The 20,481-nt window shown below is 62.4% G+C and carries 15 protein-coding genes; 3 read left to right on the top strand and 12 right to left on the bottom strand.

The genetic code is table 11. From position 1 onward, the window contains the following. Positions 1-2: 2 nt before the first annotated feature. The 6 genes from JWQ24_RS05395 to JWQ24_RS05370 form a co-directional block, all read right to left on the bottom strand. Complete coding sequence (locus JWQ24_RS05395) at positions 3-1,358, bottom strand: VpsF family polysaccharide biosynthesis protein (RefSeq protein WP_299805333.1); 1,356 nt, start codon at positions 1,356-1,358, stop codon at positions 3-5. Continuing rightward, positions 1,358-3,667, bottom strand: a complete 2,310-nt coding sequence (locus tag JWQ24_RS05390; protein ID WP_299805331.1) for a polysaccharide biosynthesis tyrosine autokinase — start codon at positions 3,665-3,667, stop codon at positions 1,358-1,360. Before JWQ24_RS05390 ends, JWQ24_RS05395 begins: the two co-directional genes overlap by 1 nt. Further along, positions 3,648-4,949 (bottom strand): outer membrane beta-barrel protein, encoded by a 1,302-nt coding sequence (locus JWQ24_RS05385; RefSeq protein ID WP_299805329.1) that lies wholly within the window; start codon positions 4,947-4,949, stop codon positions 3,648-3,650. The genes JWQ24_RS05390 and JWQ24_RS05385 overlap by 20 nt, the downstream gene beginning before the upstream one ends. Positions 4,950-5,349: 400 nt before the next feature. Beyond that, on the bottom strand, positions 5,350-5,922 hold the full coding sequence (locus JWQ24_RS05380; protein ID WP_299805326.1) for a polysaccharide biosynthesis/export family protein: 573 nt from the start codon (positions 5,920-5,922) through the stop codon (positions 5,350-5,352). 121 nt (positions 5,923-6,043) lie between these two features. After that, positions 6,044-6,772, bottom strand: a complete 729-nt coding sequence (locus JWQ24_RS05375) for a metallophosphoesterase family protein (RefSeq protein ID WP_299805323.1) — start codon at positions 6,770-6,772, stop codon at positions 6,044-6,046. A gap of 434 nt (positions 6,773-7,206) precedes the next feature. Further along, positions 7,207-7,458, bottom strand: coding sequence for a hypothetical protein (locus tag JWQ24_RS05370; RefSeq protein ID WP_299805320.1), 252 nt, complete (start codon positions 7,456-7,458; stop codon positions 7,207-7,209). A 55-nt stretch (positions 7,459-7,513) separates the two neighbouring features. Here JWQ24_RS05370 and JWQ24_RS05365 point away from each other — a divergent pair, with 55 nt between their 5' ends. From JWQ24_RS05365 to JWQ24_RS05355, 3 genes are all read left to right on the top strand, one after another. Beyond that, on the top strand, positions 7,514-8,266 hold the full coding sequence (locus JWQ24_RS05365) for a sugar transferase (protein ID WP_299805317.1): 753 nt from the start codon (positions 7,514-7,516) through the stop codon (positions 8,264-8,266). 103 nt (positions 8,267-8,369) lie between these two features. After that, positions 8,370-9,161, top strand: coding sequence for an FkbM family methyltransferase (locus tag JWQ24_RS05360; protein ID WP_299805314.1), 792 nt, complete (start codon positions 8,370-8,372; stop codon positions 9,159-9,161). Between the two features lie 71 nt (positions 9,162-9,232). Then, complete coding sequence (locus JWQ24_RS05355; RefSeq protein WP_299805311.1) at positions 9,233-10,552, top strand: UDP-glucose/GDP-mannose dehydrogenase family protein; 1,320 nt, start codon at positions 9,233-9,235, stop codon at positions 10,550-10,552. Positions 10,553-10,929: 377 nt separating this feature from the next. Here JWQ24_RS05355 and JWQ24_RS05350 read toward each other — a convergent pair whose 3' ends face one another. The 6 genes from JWQ24_RS05350 to JWQ24_RS05325 form a co-directional block, all read right to left on the bottom strand. Continuing rightward, complete coding sequence (locus JWQ24_RS05350) at positions 10,930-11,886, bottom strand: hypothetical protein (protein WP_299805308.1); 957 nt, start codon at positions 11,884-11,886, stop codon at positions 10,930-10,932. A gap of 36 nt (positions 11,887-11,922) precedes the next feature. Beyond that, positions 11,923-15,231, bottom strand: a complete 3,309-nt coding sequence (locus tag JWQ24_RS05345; RefSeq protein WP_299805305.1) for a carboxyl transferase domain-containing protein — start codon at positions 15,229-15,231, stop codon at positions 11,923-11,925. A gap of 72 nt (positions 15,232-15,303) precedes the next feature. Further along, complete coding sequence (locus tag JWQ24_RS05340) at positions 15,304-17,019, bottom strand: AMP-binding protein (protein ID WP_299805302.1); 1,716 nt, start codon at positions 17,017-17,019, stop codon at positions 15,304-15,306. Positions 17,020-17,047: 28 nt separating this feature from the next. Further along, positions 17,048-17,923: an ABC transporter permease gene (locus JWQ24_RS05335; protein ID WP_299805300.1), complete on the bottom strand. Its 876-nt coding sequence runs from the start codon at positions 17,921-17,923 to the stop codon at positions 17,048-17,050. Beyond that, positions 17,920-18,876 carry an ABC transporter permease gene (locus tag JWQ24_RS05330; RefSeq protein WP_299805298.1) on the bottom strand — a complete coding sequence of 319 codons (957 nt, stop codon included), beginning with the start codon at positions 18,874-18,876 and terminating at the stop codon, positions 17,920-17,922. The genes JWQ24_RS05335 and JWQ24_RS05330 overlap by 4 nt, the downstream gene beginning before the upstream one ends. A 51-nt stretch (positions 18,877-18,927) precedes the next feature. Continuing rightward, positions 18,928-20,481 carry an ABC transporter substrate-binding protein gene (locus JWQ24_RS05325; protein ID WP_299805296.1) on the bottom strand — a complete coding sequence of 518 codons (1,554 nt, stop codon included), beginning with the start codon at positions 20,479-20,481 and terminating at the stop codon, positions 18,928-18,930.

Raw genomic sequence — 20,481 nt, 5'->3', positions numbered from 1 at the left:
GCTCAAGCCGGCATGCGGTTGTCGGCGCCGCGCCGCGGCCCGGCGGGGAACAGCAGCGTGATGAAGACGATGAACTGCGCGAGCTGGATGTTCTTCGAGGAGAAACTCACCGAACTGGCTGCGATCAGCAGGATCAAGAGCACGATCGCCCAGGCGGCCATGCTAGATCGCTTCATGATCTCGACGAAGAAGCACACCAGGCCAATCGTCAGCAGCGCGGTATGGATGACGCCGAACTGCACGATGCACGACACCCAGAAATTCTCTATGCCGTAATTCAGGCCGAGCTGTGATTGCAGCGCGTTAACGCGCACGGGGTTGGGGCCCAGGAGCAGTTCCTGCCAGTCGAAATGCAACAGCAGGTTAAAGGTCGCATAGCGCGCCAGCGTGCTGCCCTTGTCGGACGAAAACCGCAGCAGCATCTTGTCGAAGATGCCGAGATTGAGCGCCGCGAAAATGCCGGCGGCGAACACGAACAGCAGGCACAGCGCCATGATCGCAACCGGCAGCGAGGTGCGCTTGCCGCGCAGCAGCTTGAATGCCTCGACCAGCGCCAGGCAGGTCAGGATCGCCAACACGGTCATCAGCGCGGTGCGGCCGCCAAACGCCATCAGCGATCCCAGGCTAAGCGTGATCAGCGGCAGCCTGACCGCAAGCGGCGGACACAAAGCGGGCCGCAGCACGAGCGCCAGCACATAGGCGGCAACGACGCCGGAGGCCGTCAGCGGATGGCCGAGAAAGGCAGACGCGCGCCATTCGCCGAGCACCACGACGCTGCCGAGCGTCAGCGGGATCAGCCGATGGCCGGAGAAATACTCGTAATAGCCGAGCATGACGTTGAGCAGGATCGCGGCGTGCAGCGCCCATACCAGCCACCGCTTTTGCGCCGCGGAGAGCCGCCAGATCACCAGGCACAGCACCACCGGCAGCAGGAAGGTATCGATGATGATGGTGAAAGGCCGCTCCAGCACGAACATCTGCACCAGCAGGCAGATCCAGCAGAACAGATAGACCAGCACCAGGCGGGATTGCGACAGCGTGCGGTTGATCTCGCCAAACGGATCGCCGTTGCGCACCAGCAGCAGGAACGATGCGAGGAACACCGCATAGGTTGCCGGATGCAGCTTTTCGTAGAAGCCGCCGCCATTGGTCAGATAATGGATCTTCCAGTTCGTCAACATCGCCGACGACAATGCGAAGATCGAGATCACCGCCACCAGCATCAGCACGGTGACCGCGACATCGACCAGCGCCGTCAACGGCAGCGCGCTGCGCAGAGCGGGGCGCGGCGCGGCATGGCTGCGCGACAGCGGCACACGCGCGTCGGCTCGTGCGCCGGCGAGGTGGCTGGACGACATCACCGCGCGCGACCCACAGAGGCCGCCGGCACTCCGTACGGCTTCAGATAGGCTGAGCTGCGGTAGTAATCATAGAACTGCAACTGGTTCATATCGACCCGCGTCAGCACCGTGCCGAGTATCCGGTCGTGGACCGGTGTCAGCAGGTTGATCATGTGCGCGACGATCTCGCGCGGCGTCTGGTCCCAGGCCAGCGCCAACACGATGCGGTCGGCCAGTTCGGCCAGCGCGCGGCCATCGACCAGCGGCACCAGCGGCGGCGAATCGATGATGATCAGCTCGTAATGCTGGCGCAGGTGGCCGAGCAGATCGGTGATGCGATCGGAGAACATCAGCTCGGTGATGGCGTTGTCGTCCTTCACCGCCGGCGACGGCAGGATCGACAGGCCGGTGTCGCGATCGTGCAGCAGCGCCTGTTCGAGCGATACTTCGCCCATCGCCACCTGCAGCAATCCGGCGTCGGCATGCGGGCACAGCGCGCGGGTCATGCCGGGATTGCGCAGGTCGCCGTCAATCAACAGCGTCTTGATGCCGAGCGAGGCCAGCGACAGTGCGAGGTTGGCGGCCAGCGTGGTCTTGCCTTCGCCTTCGACCGCGGAGGTGACGACAATGAGCCTGATCGGCTCGGCACGCATCGTGCGCTGGATCGCGAGCCGCACCGCGCGGATGGCTTCGGCGAAGAATGTACCGGGCTTTTCGATCGCATAGCGCATCAAGGGCGGCTGCAGCGACGGTGGCAACAGCCGGGTGGTGCGCGAATCGTAATTGTCGAGGTCGCGGCGGCCGCGTTTGGCGCGACCCGCGAGTTCGCGTACGCCGATCAGCGGCAGCGCGGCCAAGCCGGGTACGCCGGAGATTTTCTCAGCCTGCTCTAGCGTCTTGATACGACCGTCGAGATAATCGACCAAAAAAGCCAGAATGGCGCCGGCGCCGAGCCCGAGCATCACCGCGAGGCCGAGGATCAGCGTTGTCTTCGGCGACGACGGCCGCAGCGGCACGCTGGCCTTGGTGACGACGCGGGAGTCCGGCATCTCCAGGCTTTCCTGCGCCGAGGCTTCCTTGTAGCGGGCCAAATAGGATTCGTAGAGCGTGCGGTTGGCTTCCGCCTCGCGCTGCAATTCGTGCAACCGGATCTGTGCCTGGCCGGATGAGGTCGAGACGCCCTGCAGCTTGTCGAAGCTCTCCTTCAGTGAGGTCTCGCGCGACAGCGCGATGTCATAGTCATGCCGCGTGCTTTGCAGGATGCGTTGGATTTCCTCGTTGATCAGCCGCTGCGTGTCCTGCAGCTGGGCGCGGGCATTGACGACAAGCGGATGGCGCGGGCCATATTTGCTGGAGAGATCGGCGCTGTTCTTGGCGATGTCGGCGTATTGCGTGCGCAACTTGGACACCATTTCCGAGGAGATCACCGCATTGATGCCGCCGGGATCGCTACCGGACTTCGTCATCTGCTGCACCTGGTCGAATTTCGCACGCGCTTCCGCGGTCTGCACGCGGGCGGCGATCAGCTTGTTGTTAAGGTCTGTGATCTGCTGGTCGTTCACCGTGACGCCCTGCGACACTGCGAGGTTGTTGGTGGCGCGATAGTTCTCGACTGCCTGTTCGGAAGCACCGACGCGCGTCCGCAATCCCTCGATCTGACCGTTCAGCCAGTTCGCTGCAATTCTGGTGGCGTCATATTTGGCGCGGACTTGCTCCTCGAAATAGCCGTCCGCGATGGCGTTGGCGATCGCGGTCGCCTTTTGCGGTTTCTCGGAATTGATGCTGATGTCGACGAGGAAGGTGGTGCCCTGCCGTGTCACCTTCATCTTGCGCTGCAGGATCTCGACGGCGCGCGAGCGCGCGGTATCCGCGGGATTCGAGTCCGGGTCCGCTTCGCTGCTGGCGAACAATTGCTTGACGGGATCGAGCAGGCCGGACTTCGGCATGAATTCCGGATCGCTGGCGAGTTTCAACTTGTCCACCACGCGCTGCAGGATCGCGACCGACTGGATCAGCAGCGTCTGGCTTTCGATGGTGGCGTCGTCGGTGCCGAAGTTCGACAGCACGGCCTGATTGGTCTCGACCACATTGGCGCGGCGCGGATCGACCAACACGGTTGAGGTCGCTGTATATAGAGTGCTGACGCTCATGACATAGGCTAAAGCCAGCGCGACCAGCACGACCGGGATGATCGCCATCGCCTTCCAGCGCCGGCGCAGGATTCGCGCCATCTCGCGCAGATCGACCGTCGGCGTCTGCCATTCGGCGACGGGGTTGGCAGTCTCTTCCGGTGCCCGGTACGACGCCTCAGAATTGCGCTGTAACATTAATCCCCACCTGATGTTTGTCGTAGCTGAAGGTCGAGACGTCGCTGTTGCGGTCGCTGTAGCGGTGATAAACGGAGATCGCGGCAAACCGGTTCAGCAGATATTTGACCCGCGCATCGGTGGTGGTGACGACGTCACGGCGATCCTGCCCGAAGAACTTGTCGACCTCATAGGTGCCCATGACAGACAGGATGACGTTGCGGCGCAGTTCGTAATCTGCACCGAGTTGCAGCGCATTGGCCTGCACACCGCTCGAACTGGTGACCGAGGTTTCGGTAACGATCTGCTCGGCATTGAAGTGCACGTCGAGCAGCTTGGTCGGCCGCCACATCAGTCGCGCGCGATAGGCCGGGCCTTCGATCACGCCGATCGAGGGATCGCTGAAATCCTGCTGCGCGTAGCCGGCGCCGACTTCGCCGGTCACCAGATTCGTCATGCCGAAGGTGACGCCGGACAACGCACGATACCCTTGCGAATCCAGCGATTGCGTTGGCGTACCGCGGATGCTGCGCTGGTTGCCCTCGACGCCGGCGAACCAGCCGAGCAACGGCGAGAACGCGTAGTCGAGTCGGCCGTGCAGCGTATAGATCTGGCCGTCGCGGCCATCTTGGTTGATGATCGAGCCATCCTGCGCGCGGGTGGAACCGTAGTCGTACGACGCGACACTGACGCCGACCGATGCCGCAAGCCGGTTGAACTCCTTGCGAACGCTGACGTCGCCCGAATACAGGTCGTACGGCGTCGGCGAAATCGCATTGGTCGGTGAACTCAACGTGCCGACGCCTTCGTTGAGATGCGAGATCTGGAAGTTGGTCAGCACCGCGAGATCGTGCGAGATGTCATACCAGGCGTTACCTTTCAGGCTGGCATTGGTCTGGTCGAGGCTGGAGTTATCGCGATAGATCGTCGATGCCGCATCCAGCTTGATGTCGATGCCGTGGCGTTCCCACAGCGTATGTGCCCGCAACGACGGCGAAATGATGGCTGCGATGTCAGACCGCTTGTCGGTGTTCGACGAAAACACATTGCTATCGTACAGCGTGCCGGAAATCAGCGACGGGTTGAACATCCAGGAGCCGTAGCGAATTCCGACGGGCTCATATCCAGGCTGCTGTCGCTGCTTCACGGGCACGTCCTCGGGCTGAACTTCGTCGCGGCTGTCGATCGGGGTGAGGTCGAGCAGCCCTGACGGTTCGAACACCTTCTGCGCATTCCAGGGGGCGGCGACGATGTCGGTGGTCGATGGAATCACCTGCGCGCTCGCACTCGATGCGAGTGCCACGACGATGGCCGTGGCAGAACCTGTCGCGATTCCAAGCCCGCGTCGGCCTAGCGAATTCGCCCGACGCTTAACCTTGCTGTCGTCATCAACAGCTTTCCCGCGTCTCGACGCACGATTCATCCATCTTCCCTGGTGAGGAAACCATCATCTCGCACGCTGTGGTCGTCACCGAAACATCACAGCGTGGTGGGTTAGGTCGCGGGGCTGGTGCAATATCGATCGTCAACGACGTGATGAAAGATTTTTGTTGAACAGAAGATCGTTCGTGACATTGCACCATCTGGTTCACGCTTCTGCGCTGCAGCAATAAGGCTACCGCAAAGCGACGACACTATGGCGGAGAACGCACATACAATCTTCGTCGCTCACGGAGACGCACGCGCAAGCGATGCCGACGATTCTAGAAGTATCGTTCGGGAATTCGGATGTTGTCGCCAGGAAACACCTTGATCGGCGCATCTAGCGGGTAGACTTCTTCCACGCTTCCTCCGGATCGGCGCAGGAACACCTTATTTTCGTTGGCGCGATAGGTGAAGCCACCGGCGCTGGCGACGGCGTCGAGGATGGTGATGCCGAGTCGGTACGGATACTCGCCGCTCTTCTTGACCTCGCCGAGAATATAATACGGGCGATACAGCGCCATCTCGATATTAACGCGGGGATCGCGCACGATTCCCTTGGCCAGCGCCGCCGATACCGACCGCTCGAGCTGTCCAGTGGTAAGGCCCGCGGCCTTGATGCGTCCCGCGAGCGGAATCGAGGCGAAGCCGCTGCTGTCGATCTCGTATTCGCCGGAGATATCGGCCTCTCCGTACACCTTGAGACGAATGCGATCGTTTGGACCGAGCGTGTACGTGCCGGACGTCCCGGTTGAAACCGTGGAGCGGGCTTGGGCCTGCGCTTCGTTGGACACCGCGATGCCGCCGAAAGCGAGTAGCAAGGCGAGGCACAGCGGGAAATATCGTTGGAACATCATGTTTTCCTGCGCGTGGTGTCGCCGTTGAGGCGGTCGTTCAAACGTGGTGAGAGGGTAATCTGAAAATCAAGGCGAAAGCATGTATCGACGCGCCGCGAATCCGGTGCGGTTGTTATCATTACAGAATCATGATGTCCGCGCCTTCGATCGCGATACAGGTGAGCACGCCGGTTCGCCACGCGCCGGTGTCGATATTGATCCGGTTGCTGCGGATGTCGGGATGCGGAACCGGCGTGTGACCGTGCACGACGAAGCAGCCATGACCCGCAGTAGAATCGAGAAAGTCGTGCCGGATCCAGTGCATGTCATTGGGCTCCTGCTGTGCGATCGGCACGCCGGGCCGAATACCGGCATGAACGAAGAAGAAGTCTCCGCAAACAAAACTGTCACGCAGACATTGCAGGAATAATTCATGCGCGCGCGGCATCTGGTCGCAGAACAGCCGATGCAGTTCAGCCGGCGTCTTCTTTGGCGTCAACGACACATCATAAGAGTCGAGCGTCGGCAGCGCGCCCAACGGCGCCCAGTCGCGCAACGTCGAAGGATCGCGCAGAAAGGCTTCCCACATCACTTCATGGTTGCCGCGCAGGCAGATCGCCTTGTTCTGCACCATCCGCATCGCCAGCAGATCGATCACGCCGCGCGAATCCGCGCCACGGTCGATGTAGTCGCCGAGATAGACCTCGACGACATCAGTAATCGGGCGACGTTGCACATCGTCGTCGATGCGCGCGATCAGATCGGCAAGCAGATCGGCGCGGCCGTGAATGTCGCCGATCGCATAGACGCGCGTCTGCGGCGGCAGCGATGCAAGGCGTGGCTGCGGAAGGGTGGGAAGACGTTGCATAAGCGCGAATGTCGAACACGGATCATCACGGCGGTCAATCGAACGGCGCTCGTGCCGCGATTTAAAAGAAAATCCGCCGCACGATGACGATAATGACGATCCAGGCGAGCAGGTTCCCCACCAATCAGGCGGCCCAACCAACGACGCCGGGAGATTCGCGCGTCTGTGACTGAATACTCCGCGTCGATCGATGAATGCTTCGCCCGCGGCTCGGTGACCGGCGATGCGATGAACGCGTCTTCAGCTATCGGTTGCGTTCCAAGAGGCGAGATCATCGGCGAGCCTGGCGCTAAGAGGCTGATTGAAATCAAACAATAAAACGGATCGCCTAGCTTTCCATGAATCAATGCCACCGAACGGTGTGCATTGGCGGCATGGTTTGCTGACAATACAAAATCTCCCATGACTCTAATCGCTGCGCGAGCCCCTTGCTATTATGCATGACTGCCTCCCGCGACGCGCAGCGCAGTTAACCGGCGTTGTCCCTTAACCGTCTCGTTGCGCTCATCAATCGCCGCGATGACGCTGCTCTGTCGTGACGCGCCGCAAACAATCGAGCCAAATGTTTCGCTGCGTCGCCGCATTTCGCTCATCAAGTTGCGAAAGGTTGCGTCTACGAAATCTTTGCTACGCATGTTTTGGCGAATCGAGAATCTGTTTCGCCGGAACTCGAGGTCGTCCGCCACGTAATCGCTACTCGCCGCCGTTCTGGCATTTCCTCTGCAAAAGAGAGCAAGCGCAATGATCGCGACAGTTACAGCGACCCGGTTCAATCAGGACAATTACACGCCCATTGTCCTGCAGCGGCGTTCGATATCGGTGCGGCCGGTCGAGTTTGTCGGCCAGCCCGGTCGCCGCAGCCAGCGCACGCGCGCTCCGGTGCGCGCCGAACCCTCCACTTCATTGGGTAAACGCGCCTTCGACACGGCGGCCGCGGGCGCAGCGCTATTGTTCTTTGCGCCGATCTGGATCGGCTTTGCCATCGCCATCAAGCTGACGTCGCCGGGACCTGTTCTGTTTGCGCAGACACGTTACGGCTACCGCAACAAGGCGTTCCGGATCTATAAATTCCGCTCAATGCGCAATGATGCCTGCGACAGCGGCGTCCAGCAGGCCGTGCAGGGCGATACGCGCGTCACGTCGATCGGCCGCATCCTGCGCAAGACCAGCCTCGACGAGATCCCGCAGCTCATCAACGTGGTCAAGGGCGACATGTCATTGGTCGGCCCGCGCCCGCACGTTCCGGGCATGCTCGCCGCGAACGTCCCCTACGAGGATCTGGTGCCGTATTACTTCCAGCGCCATTCGGCGCGGCCGGGAATCACCGGCCTGGCGCAGGTCAGCGGCTGCCGCGGCAGCACCATTGAGCCGGGCCGCGCCATCGCGCGGATCGATTACGATCTGGACTATATCGAGAAGTGGTCGCTGGGCATGGACATCAAAATCCTCGTCCAGACCGTACGCCGCGAATTCCTGTCCGGCAGCGGCTACTGAAATCATCGAGATTGGGCCGCTGACGAGCCCGTCTTGCGAGCTCGCTGTCGCACGCGTCGCGCACGCCGTTCCCTGTCGATCCCCTCTCAACACAGGTGCCTCCATGAACGCCACGCAACAGACCAAAAACTTCATCAAACAGACTTTCCCCTCGATCTGGCTGCAATGGCATTTCATGCAGCGGCCGAAGACTGCCGAGCGCGAATTGCTGTTTCTCGACAAGATCGTGCCCGCAGACACGCTGACGGTTGATGTCGGCGCGAATCGCGGCCTCTACACTCGCCAGCTCGCACGGCTCTCGAAGCAGGTGCTGGCGTTCGAGCCCGCGCCGGAAATGGCAACGCTGTTGCGGCGGACTTCGGCCGCCAATGTCACCGTTCATGAAATCGCCCTTTCGGACCACAACGGCGACGCCGAACTGTTCACGCCGACGAGCGAAGACGGCCTCGTTCACGGGTTGGCATCGCTCGAACACCAGCATGAATCCGCCGGCCAGCGCATCGTGTCCTCGCACGTGCCGACCGCGCGGCTCGATACGGTCGTCAACCAGGACGTTGCCTTCGTGAAAATAGACGTCGAAGGTCACGAGATGAGCGTACTGAACGGTGCCGTCGGCCTGATCGAGCGCTGCCAGCCCGTCTTCCTGGTCGAGGCGGAGGACCGCCATCGCCCGGGCGCGACACGCTCGGTGTTCGACTTCTTCGCCAACGAATCCTATCGCGGCTTCTACCTCAAGAACGACCGGGTCACGCCGATCAGCGAGTTTCGCTCCGAGACCATGCAGGATCCCGACGCACTGACGCCCAATGGCGGACGCAAGGAAGATCGCTGCTACGTCAACAATTTCTTTTTCTTTCCGCACGACATCGACGGCGAGACGCTGCTGAACAGCTGACGTTCTGCGTCTGTTAAACTTTTGACGGCGCGCCATTGCAGCCGACCGAAAACATCGAACAAGGATGATCAATGCGTATTGCAATGGTAGGGGCCGGCTATGTCGGGCTTGTTTCAGGGGCGTGCTTTTCCGATTTCGGGCACCATATCATTTGCGTCGATAGTGACGCCGACAAGATCACCAAGCTGAACCAGGGCGAGATCCCGATTCACGAGCCCGGCCTCGCCGCTTTGGTGGCGAGCAACATCAAGCAGGGCCGGCTGAAGTTTGTCAGCGACATGAAGTCGGCGATCGAGACGGCCGAAGTGGTATTCATCGCCGTCGGCACGCCGTCGCGCCGCGGCGACGGCCATGCCGACCTGTCCTATGTCTACGCCGCGACCCGAGAGATCGCGGCTTTCCTGCCGGAAGGCGCAGTCGTAGTGACAAAATCAACGGTGCCGGTCGGTACCGGCGACGAGGTCGAGCGAATCATTCGCGAAGAGAAGCCGGACAGTGTGTTTGCCGTAGTCTCTAATCCCGAATTTCTGCGCGAGGGCGCGGCGATCCGCGATTTCAAGCATCCGGACCGCATCGTCATCGGCACCAATGACCCTCGGGCGCGCGGTGTGATGGCGGAGGTGTACCGCCCGCTGCATCTGAATGCGTCGCCGATCCTTTACACAGATCGCCGCACCGCCGAGCTTACGAAATACGCCGCCAACGCCTTCCTGGCCACCAAGGTCGCCTTCATCAACGAGATCGCAGACCTTGCGGAGAAGGTCGGCGCCAACGTGCAGGAAGTCGCGCGAGGCATCGGCCTCGACAACCGCATCGGCCTCAAGTTTTTGCACGCCGGCCCCGGCTATGGCGGATCGTGCTTTCCGAAGGACACGCTGGCGCTGATCAAGACCGGGCAGGACAACGAGTCGCCGCTACGCATCGTCGAGACCGTGGTAGCGGTCAACGACCAGCGCAAGCGCGCGATGGCGCGCAAGGTGGCGGGCGCGTTCGGCGGCAACATCCGCGGAAAATCCATCGCTATCCTTGGCGTCACCTTCAAGCCGGACACCGACGACATGCGCGATGCCCCCTCGATTCCGCTGATCACCGCTCTGCAGGACATGGGCGCCGATGTCCGCGCCTTTGATCCCGTTGGCATGGAAGAGGCAAAGAAGGTGTTCACCGACGTTACTTTCTGCGACAGCGCCTATGAATGCGCAACGGGCGCCCATGCGCTCGTGATCGTGACCGAGTGGTCGCAGTTTCGTGCGCTCGATCTCAAGGAGCTGTCGTCGATCATGGCGTGTTCGGTCATCGTCGATCTGCGAAATGTCTATTCGCCGGAGGAAGTCCAACGCGAAGGATTTCTATATCGTGGCGTCGGTCGTCCGAGCGACGTCGCCTATTAGCGGCGCCGTCGGCACGGGCTTCGCCGGCCCGACAATATGCGCCGTGTCATGGCCGCAAAGTCATTGCAGCTCAAGGAACAACAATGCCCGCGATACCAAGCGGACTTCGTCGCTTCTGCGTGCGCCGGATTCCTCTAGCCGAGCACTAGTGGCTGTCGCAAGACTTCCAGAGACTGTCAGATGCGATTGAATTTATCCGGGCGCGCAGTGATCTGTTCCCCTTGAAGTGGCGAGCATCACGGCGGCCATCGTCTTGATAACCCCGACGCTGTTGATGCGACGAGCTACCCGGATCGCCAGGCATTACCGGGTGAACTCATCGATTAGGGTCATCAGCCGGAGCTTTCGCCCGTCGTGGGTTCCCGCCTGACGTCCTATCAATGTTTCCGAAGCAGTGCATACTCCTGATTGTAGGCGGCATATGACTCTTTCAAGGTCGCGAGGTTGAGCAGCATGGTCGCGGCCAGCGCGTCCGAGCTATCGAACGCATCGGTGCGGACCCACAGGCTTTCCGTTCGCTTGCTGCCGGACAGCGCGACGACCTTGCGGCTGACGCGATACTCTTCGCCGACAAATAGCGGCCCGTGCACCAGGCGGATTTCCTGATCGGCAAACAGACCAACGGCCGGACCCTTGACCGGCAGGCGGTCTTCCTTGGCTCCGTGCTGGAACAGCACGCTGAGCATCTCGACCGGAATGATCGCACGCCCCCAAGGGGAAGCGCTCCCGCCCTCGGACGAATAATACGGCGACGGCTCGGTGATGACCTTCAACTTGTCGGCCAGTGAGAACGGATAGAGCTTTCCCATCTGCTGATCAAAATCCATCCGGACTTTCTGCGGCGCGGTGGTCATGCCGACAGTGACGTCGCGCAAGATCACGGCATCGGTAAGCGGCTTCAACTCCGTCAGCCGGATATCGAGCGCGGACGGGGGCGGATCCTGCCCGATCGAAACGCTGCCGCGCAGCACCTCGGTGCCGTCTCGCTTCACCATCCTGATCACGCAACGGCGCCCGCCGCCGGCCGGCTTGTCCAGGATAGCCTGGACTTCCTCGCCCTCGAACACGGCATTTCGATAATGCGCCGAGATGCAACCGGTCTCGAACCACTCGCGGCCCCACAGCCGCTCGCAGAGCGGCGCGAACTGGCTGAAATGCGTCGGCCCCTCGATGGTGCCGCCCTTGAAGCCGAGCTTTTGCGCCGTGGCGTCGTCATGGATCGACGCGTGGGAATCGTAGATCTGCGCGTTGAGCATCTGACGCGGCTGCCGCCACGGGCCGACGACCGCGTCCCGGGTTTCGTCGATGGTCGTCTCGAAAGCGGCTGATGTCATGGTGTCGCTCCGTCAATGCAGATGGATCAGGTGGGGTTACCAGGTATCGATGCAGGGACGCTTGCGGCCCTCGCGCTGCGGCGGCTTCGGAACCGATCGCAGGCCGGCCATCACCCAGCGTCGCGTCTCAGCGGGATCGATGACGTTGTCGATCTCGAATACCGATGCGATCGAGGTGGCCTTGCCGTTGGCATACAGCTCGGCGACCTTCTTCTTGTAATAGGCCTCGCGCTCGACCGGATCGGCGATCGCCTCCATTTCCTTGCGGAAGCCGAGCCGGACGTAGCCTTCCAGCCCCATGCCGCCGAACTCGCCTGTCGGCCACGCCGCCGTGAAGAACGAGGCATGAAAGCCGCCGCCGATCATCGATTGCGCGCCGAGGCCGTAGCCCTTGCGCAGCACGATGCCGAACAGCGGCACCGTCAGGCTCGCGCCGGTCACGAACATGCGCGCGACGTGACGCACGATCGCCGTTTTCTCGGCCTCGGGCCCGACCATGAAGCCCGGCGTATCGCATAGCGACATAATCGGAATGTCGAACGCATCGCATAGCTGCAGGAAGCGCGCCGCCTTGTCGCCCGCATTGGCGTCAATAGCGCCGCCAAGATGTTTGGGGTTGTTCGCGATCAGACCGAACGGCTTGCCTTCAATCCGGATGAAGGCGGTGATCATGCCGATACCGAACTCGCGCCTGATTTCGAGCACGGAGCCTTCGTCGGCAATCAGATCGATCACGGCGCGGATATCGTAGACCCGCAGCCGGTTTTCCGGGATCGCGCGCCGCAGCAGCCGCTGGTCGGGCGCGCGCCAGTCGGCGACAGCGCCCTGGAAGTAAGACAGATACTTCTTCGCGACTTCGGTTGCCTCTTCCTCATCCTCGACCAAAATATCGACGACGCCGTTCGGCGATTGGAACGACACGGGGCCGACTTCAGCGGGATGATAGACGCCGAGGCCACCGCCCTCGATCATGGCCGGCCCGCCCATTCCAATTGATGCATTCTTCGTGGCGATGATCACATCGCAGCAGCCCAGCATGGCGGCATTGCCGGCAAAGCAATAGCCGGACACCACGCCGATTACCGGAACGAGCCCCGACAGTTTCGCGAACTGCACGAAGGACGGGCCGTCGAGGCCAGTCAGGCCGAGCCGGTCGGTATCGCCGGGACGTCCGCCGCCACCTTCGGCATAGAACACCAGTGGCATGCGCCACTGCTCGACCAGCGACAGCATGCGATCGATTTTCTTGTGGTTCATGTGGCCCTGGGTTCCGGCCAGAACCGTATAGTCATAGGAAATCACCATGCAGCGCGCGTCGTGCTCACCGAACTTCGCGGCGTTGACCGTGGCGGTGCCGGAGACCAGGCCATCGGCCGGCGTATTCTTGATCAGGTCATCGACAGCGCGGCGGCGGCGCTGGCCGGCGATCGCCAGGCTGCCATATTCCATGAAGGAACCCTCATCGACGAGCTGCGCGATATTTTCGCGCGCGGTACGCTGGTTGGTCTTGCGGCGGCGCTCGACGGATTGCGGGCGGTTCTTGTCGTAGGTGTTGCGTTGGCGGGCCATCATCTCGGCGAGGTCGGGACGGATGTGATCGAGATCGACCTCGGCCTCCTCGGCTTCCAGATCGCCCGCGACATCCTGCGGCTCGATGTAGAGAATCGCATTGCCCTGCATCAGCGTGTCACCATCGGCCGCCACGATCAGGACCACGCGGCCACCCTGCTGTGCGGTGACCAGATGTTCCATCTTCATCGATTCGATGATGGCGAGCTGTTGTCCGGGCCGCACCACGTCGCCTACGGCGACCGGGATCGATACCACCGTGCCCTGCAGCGGCGCGGCCACCGGCACCGCCCCCTCGGGCGCAGCCTTTGCGGCATCGGCAGAGCAAATGGCATGCGCGGGCGCGCTCATCGCGGCAAACAGCGGCGCGGCGACGGCCTGCGCGGCGCCTACCAGATCCGCAACGTTCCGATCGATGAAGCTGGTGCTGATCTGGTTGGCCTTGAAATCGGCGTGGGCCAGGATCGCCTGGATAAACGAAGTATTGGTGGCAACACCCTCGATGCGGAATTCGCGCAGCGCGCGCGTACCCTTGGCGACGACGTCCAGCCATTTCGAGGGCGTATGGACGATGACCTTGGCCAGCAGGGAATCGAACGCCGCGCTGGTCTTATAGCCGGCATAGCCGAATGTATCGACGCGCACGCCGGGACCCGACGGAGGTTCGAACACGGAGAGTGTTCCGCCCGTGGGCTGCGTCGCCCCCGTGGGGTCCATCGTCTCCATGTTGATGCGCAACTGCATGGCGAAACCGCGCGGGCTCGGCACCGACGCTTGGTCGAGGCCGAGCGACGCCAGCGTGGCGCCGCCAGCGACGGCGAGCTGCGAGCGCACAAGATCGACCGATAGCACCTCCTCGGTCACCGTGTGCTCGACCTGGAGCCGTGGATTGGCCTCGATGAAGGCGAATGCACCGTCGCCCTCGCCGGCCTCGTTATCGACCAGAAACTCGAAGGTGCCGAGGCTGTCGTACTTCGCTTCCGCGGCCAACAGTTTGGCGGCTTCGAGGATGCGGTTGCGAAGTTTGTCGGTGAGCGACGGGCTTGGCGCCACTTCCACCAGCTTCTGATGGCGGCGCTGGACGGTGCACTCGCGCTCCCAGAGGTGGCTGATATGGCCATGGCGGTCGCCGATGATCTGCACCTCGATGTGGCGCGCATTGCGGATCAGGCGCTCGACATAGACGCCGTCGCTGCCGAACGCCGCCTTGGCTTCGGATTGACAGCGCGCATAGGCCTCGTCGAGGTCCGCCGCATCGTCGACCGCGCGCATGCCACGGCCGCCGCCTCCGGCCATGGCCTTGATCATCACCGCGCCTTTGCCGCCGAGCGACGCGAAGAACGCCTTCACCTCCTCGAGCGATGATGGCCCCGTCGTACCCGCGATGATCGGCACCCCGCAGCGCGTGGCGAGCTCCTTGGCGGCGACCTTGTCACCGAACAACTGCAGCGCGGCCGGCGACGGACCGACAAAGGTGATGCCCTCCTCCGCGCAGCGGCGTGCCAGATCCGCGTTCTCACTGAGAAATCCATAGCCGGGATGCAGGGCATCGCAGCCCGTCGCCTTGGCCGCGCCAATGACGCCCTCGATGTCGAGATAGGCACGCGCACCGCGTCCGGGAATTTCTCTCGCCTCGTCGGCAATGCGCACATGCAGCGACGGCGCATCATCGGCCGGGTAGATCGCAACAGTCGCGAGACCCCCGTCGGCCGCGGCGCGCGCGATGCGAATGGCGATCTCGCCTCGATTGGCGATCAACAGTTTGCGAAAGGGCATTGAGTTCTCCGTGACAACAGGCGCGGTCCGGGGGCGGCATCCGCCGCTCCCCGGGGGCATTGCGTATTTCGATTACAGGGGCGCGCTGGCGTCGAGTTCCTGCTTCTTCACCTTGCCGGTGGCGGTCATCGGCAGCGCTTCGATGAAGCGGACTTCCGGCACCTTGTAGACGGCCATCCGTTCCGCACACCACGCCTGCAGCTCGGCCGGGGTAATGGTGCCGATCATCTCGGGCTTGAGCTGAATGAATGCGACGGGCACCTGCCCTTTGCTTGCGTCCTCACGTCCGACGACGCCGGAGCCGAGAACTTTCGGATGCTGCCCGAGCAGCGCCTCGATCTCCGGCGGAAACACGCTCATGCCCTTGACCTTCAGCATCTCCTTGCGACGGCCGAGGAAGTGCAAGAAGCCCTGCGCATCGATCGTCCCGATGTCGCCGGTGCGCAGCCAGCCGTCGATCAGCGACTCCGCGGTCGCCTGCGGCTTGTTCCAGTAGCCCTTCAGCAGCGACGGCGTGCGCACGCGGATTTCGCCGTCGCCGCCGAGCGGCACCAATTCGCCCGTCTCGAAGTCCGTGATCTTGAATTCAGCGCCCGGCACCGGCAGGCCGACGAAGATGGGCTGCGAAATCAGATCGAAATCGTCGCCCTGAAAACCCGCGGTGAATGTGTTCGAGGTGTGGGTCTCCGTCATGCCCCACGAGGCCTCCGTGAGGATCGTACCCGTCAGATCCTTCCAGCGCTTGCGATAGGTTGGATTGAGCTTCTTCACGAACGACACGACGCGCACCTGTTTCAGCGATGACAGGTCGAACTCCCCAAAGCGCGGATGATCCATCAGCTCGACGGCGCCATCGACCGGCATCGCGGTGACGTTGACCTTGTAGCGATCGATCGCCGACAGCGTCCCGATCGCATCCCAGCGCGCCAGCAGGACCAGCGTGGCGCCGGTGAACATCGGAAAGATCAGGCCGAAATTCTCGCCTGCAATCCAGAACTCCGGAAAGAACGACAGAAAGACGCTGTCTTCATTCGCCGCGACGGAGATGCCGTGATTGGCGGCGGCCGTATAGACCATGTCGCCCTGGGTATGGACGCAGCCCTTGGGCATGCCGGTGGTGCCGCCAGTATAATTCAGGGCGGCAACGTCATCGAGCGATGCCGGAGGCAGCGGCTTCGGCGCCGGCATCGCGGCCAGCGCAGGCAGTAGATCAGTCGCACCAATGACAGCAACGCGCGGCGTTCGCACCGAGTCCGGGACCGGAATGGTCGGTTCGGCCGGGATGACGTCGGCGAAGCTGGTGACGATCACCTCGCGGAGTTTGGTCTCGCCTCTGACCTGATCGACCACCGGCGCCAGTTGATCCAGCGCCACGATGATTTCGGCATCGGTGTCATTGAGTTCGTAGGAAAGCTCGAACGCGCGCGAGAGCGGGCTGACCGGCACATGGATCGCGCCAAGCTTGAGGATTCCGAAGAACACGATATGAAATTGCGGACAGTTCGGCAGGAACACGGCGACGCGATCGCCCTTGCCGACGCCCTTCTCCATTAGCAGTGCCGCAAACCGATCGCTCTGCGCATCGAGTTCGGCGTAGGTCGTGACATGGCCGTAGAAAATCACTGCGGGGTGATCAGGCCGACGCTTCGCCCAGGCGCGCAGATATTCGGTCAGCGCGATCTCGCCATGCGGATATTGCGGCTTGCGCGAGATGCCTTTGGGCCATGCCTTGTCCCAGAGGTCATGCAGGGTGGCGAGGTATTCAGCTTCCTTGGCATTTGCGGTCATGACCGTCTTCCTTGTTTGGCGAAATCAATCAATTGCGCTTCATGGTGGGGTCGAGCGCGACGCGCAGCGACTCCCCCAGCGTGTTGAACGCCAGCGCGGTGAGCAAGATGGCGATGCCTGGCGGATACATCTGCTCCGGTGCGATCTCCATGTTCTGATAGGCGCGTGCCAGCATCGCGCCCCAACTTGGATCCGGCGGCTGAATTCCAAGACCAAGAAAACTGAGGCTGGCTTCCGCAAGCAGCGCGGCTGCAAGCAATAGCGTCACTTGCACGATCACCGGCTGGATCGCGTTAGGCAGCACGTGACGCCACAGGATACGCTTGGTAGATCCGCCGAAGCAGCGCGCGGCATCAACATAAAGTTCGTTGCGCACCACCAGCGTGCGCGCGCGGACCAGCCGCGCTAGCTGCGGAGCGAACACGATGCCGACGGAAATCATGCCGTTGGTAAGACCGATGCCCAGCGCGCCGGTGACGGCGATGGCCAGCACGATGGCCGGGAACGACAGGAAGCTGTCGATGACGCGGCTGATCACGGCATCGACCCAGCCACCAAGATAGCCGGCCAGCACGCCCACCGGCACGCCGATCAGGACCGCAATGATCACCGCGAGGAAACTCGCATAGAGCGAGGCCATGCCGCCATAGATCAGGCGACTGAGCGTATCGCGGCCGAGATCGTCTGCGCCGAGCCAATGCGCAGCCGACATCTGTGCCATGGCCGCATCGAGATCCTGCGCCGCAGGCGCATAGGGCGAAATCCACGGCGCGAGCAGCGAGAGCGCCAGCAGCGCGACCAGAACCGTCAGGCTCAGCGCGCCGCGGATGTCGGTGAAGAACCAGCGGGCGAAGCTAGACAAACGCCCGGGCCGGCGCGGGAAGGTGATGGCGGTGTCGGTCATGAGGAGATCCTCGGGTCGAGGACGCTGTAGAGAATATCGGTGAGCAGATTGAGCGTGACCACGATCAGCACCATGGCAAACACCACGCCCTGAACCACCGGAAAATCCCGGTGCATGGCGGCGTTGACGATCAGCCCCCCCATGCCGGGAATCGCGAACACGGCTTCAACCACCACGGTTGCCGCCAGCATCCGGTTCGCCAGCAGGCTGACGACGGTGAGCAAATTCACACTGACGTTTTTCAAGCCGTGGCGCCACAGGATCGACGACGGCGGCAGGCCCTTGGCATGGAGTGTCCGCACCTGCTGCGAAGACAGGATTTCGACCAGCGACGAGCGCAGTTGTCGCGCCACTTCGGCGATGCCGCCGGACGCAAGCGCCAGCGCCGGCAGAATGGCGTGACTGAGCGCGGCCCACGGGTCATTCATCAGCGACGCCGCACCGGTAGCCGGAAGCCAGTTCAACTGCAGCGAAAAAAACGCCACCAGCAGCATGCCGAGCCAGAAATTCGGCACCGCGACGCCAAGCGACGCGATCGCCATGACGATTCCATCGATCCAGGAGCCGGGCTTGACCGCCGCAGCGATACCGAGCGGAATCCCGATCACCAGTGCGGTCAGCAGCGCGAGTGCGACGATTAGCAGCGTATGCGGCAGGCAACGCTGGATCGACGTCAGCACGGCCTCGTTGGAAATCAGCGAATGCGACAGATCGCCATGAGCCGCCTTCCAGAGCCAGGATCCGTATTGCAGAAAGAACGGCTGGTTCAATCCGTACAGCTCGCGGATTTCGGCGATGCGCTGATCCGATGCATTATCGCCGGCAAGCGTCACCGCAACGTCGCCCGGCACGAGCTTGAGCAGGCCGAATACGATGAAGGTCGACAAAACGACAACCGGGATCGTCTGCAGCAGGCGCCGGCCGACGATGCGGAAACGTGCGGAATTCAACATGCGAAGATTTATATCCGAGTGAGGCGCCGCGAAAATCGCGGCGCCGTTGAGTTACCCGAGAGAGATGTTCTCGAACTTCGGCTTGCCGAGCAGGTTCGGCGTGAAGCCCTTCACCTTGGCGGACAGCGCATCGAGTTCGAACTGGAACGCGAGCGGCGCCGACAGCGCGTTTTCAACGGTGAAACGCTGAATCCTGGCAAACACCTCGGCGCGCTTGGCAAGATCCTCGCTGACACGGCTCTCCTGAATGAGCTTCGACAGCTCCGGATCGCCGGTACGGCCGGCATTGTAGTAGGCGCCTTTGTCGAAGCTCAGCCCGTAGGTCATGCTGGGATCCGGACGACCGGTCCAGGCCGAAACCAGCAGGTCAAATTTCTTCTCGGTGGCGAAGAATTGCGCGCTGATCTCGGCGATGGTGCCGCGGGTAAACTTGAGGCGAATGCCGGCCTTGCCGAGCTGATCCTGAATCACCTCGCCGCGACGCACGGAATCCTGGTCCATGTAGCCGCCGATCGTCAGTTCGAGGCCGTCCTTGTAGCCGGCCTCGGCGAGCAACTCGCGCGCCTTGTCGGGATTGTGCGGATACATCCCCGCCACGTCCTTGTTGAAGGCCCAGTGCGAACTCGGCAGCGTCATTCGCGCAGGCTCGCCCAGCCCGCTGAGCGTCGCCTTGACGAAGGCATCGCGGTCGAGCGCGAAATTGATCGCCTGCCGGACCTTGAGGTTGTCGAGCGGCGAACGGCCGTAGTTGATATAAAGCTGGATGCAATACAGCGTCGGCGAACTCACCACGGTCAGGCTTTTGGCGCGCTCGATCACCGGCTTGAGCCGCGCCGGCAACTGGAACGCCATGTCGTTCTGGCCGGCGACCACCGAGCGCAGCGCCGTGGCGTTCTCCGGAATGATGTTGAATTCGATGCCGTCGAGATACGGCCGGCCCTTGCGCCAGTAGTCCTCATGGCGCGTCACCACAATGACCTCGTTGTCGTTCCAGCGCACGAACTTCCACGGCCCCGCGCCCACCGGCTTGCGATCTGTGTCGTTGCCGAGCGCCTTGATGTTGGTCGGCGACACCATCATGCCGGCACGATCCGACAGGATCGCCGGCAGCGCCGTGTCCGGGTTCTTCAGCTTCATCGTGACCTGCAGCGGACCCGTCACCTCGACCGCCTCAACACTGGACAGGTCGGGCTTGATATTGGAGCGCTGGTCCGTGCGGTTGCGATCCATGTTGAACTTCACCGCCTCCGCGTCGAGCGGCGTTCCATCGTGGAATTTGATGCCGGTCGTGATGTCGAGCACCATGGTCTTCGGATCGGGAAACGACCACTTCGCCATGCCGGGCTTCGGCTTCAGCGTCGCGTAGTCCCATTCCACCAGCGTGTCGTACATCGTCCACAAGATGCTGTGGTCCGAACCGGCGCCACCGGTTGCCGGATCGAGCGAGGACGGATTGGCGGGCGCGGCGACCTTCAATACACCGCCCTTCTTGGCGTCCTGCGCCAGCGCCGGTAATCCGAGCACGCCGGTCGCAGCGGCGCCGCCCATCAGCGCGAGAATGTCACGGCGACGCAATGTCGTGTTACCCAGGTCGATTGTTCGCAT

The organism is Tardiphaga sp., from assembly GCF_028290495.1.
In the GTDB taxonomy this organism is placed as follows: domain Bacteria; phylum Pseudomonadota; class Alphaproteobacteria; order Rhizobiales; family Xanthobacteraceae; genus Tardiphaga.
Note: the sequence above shows the minus strand (reverse complement) of the source record. Positions and strands in the feature narration are given on the sequence as shown.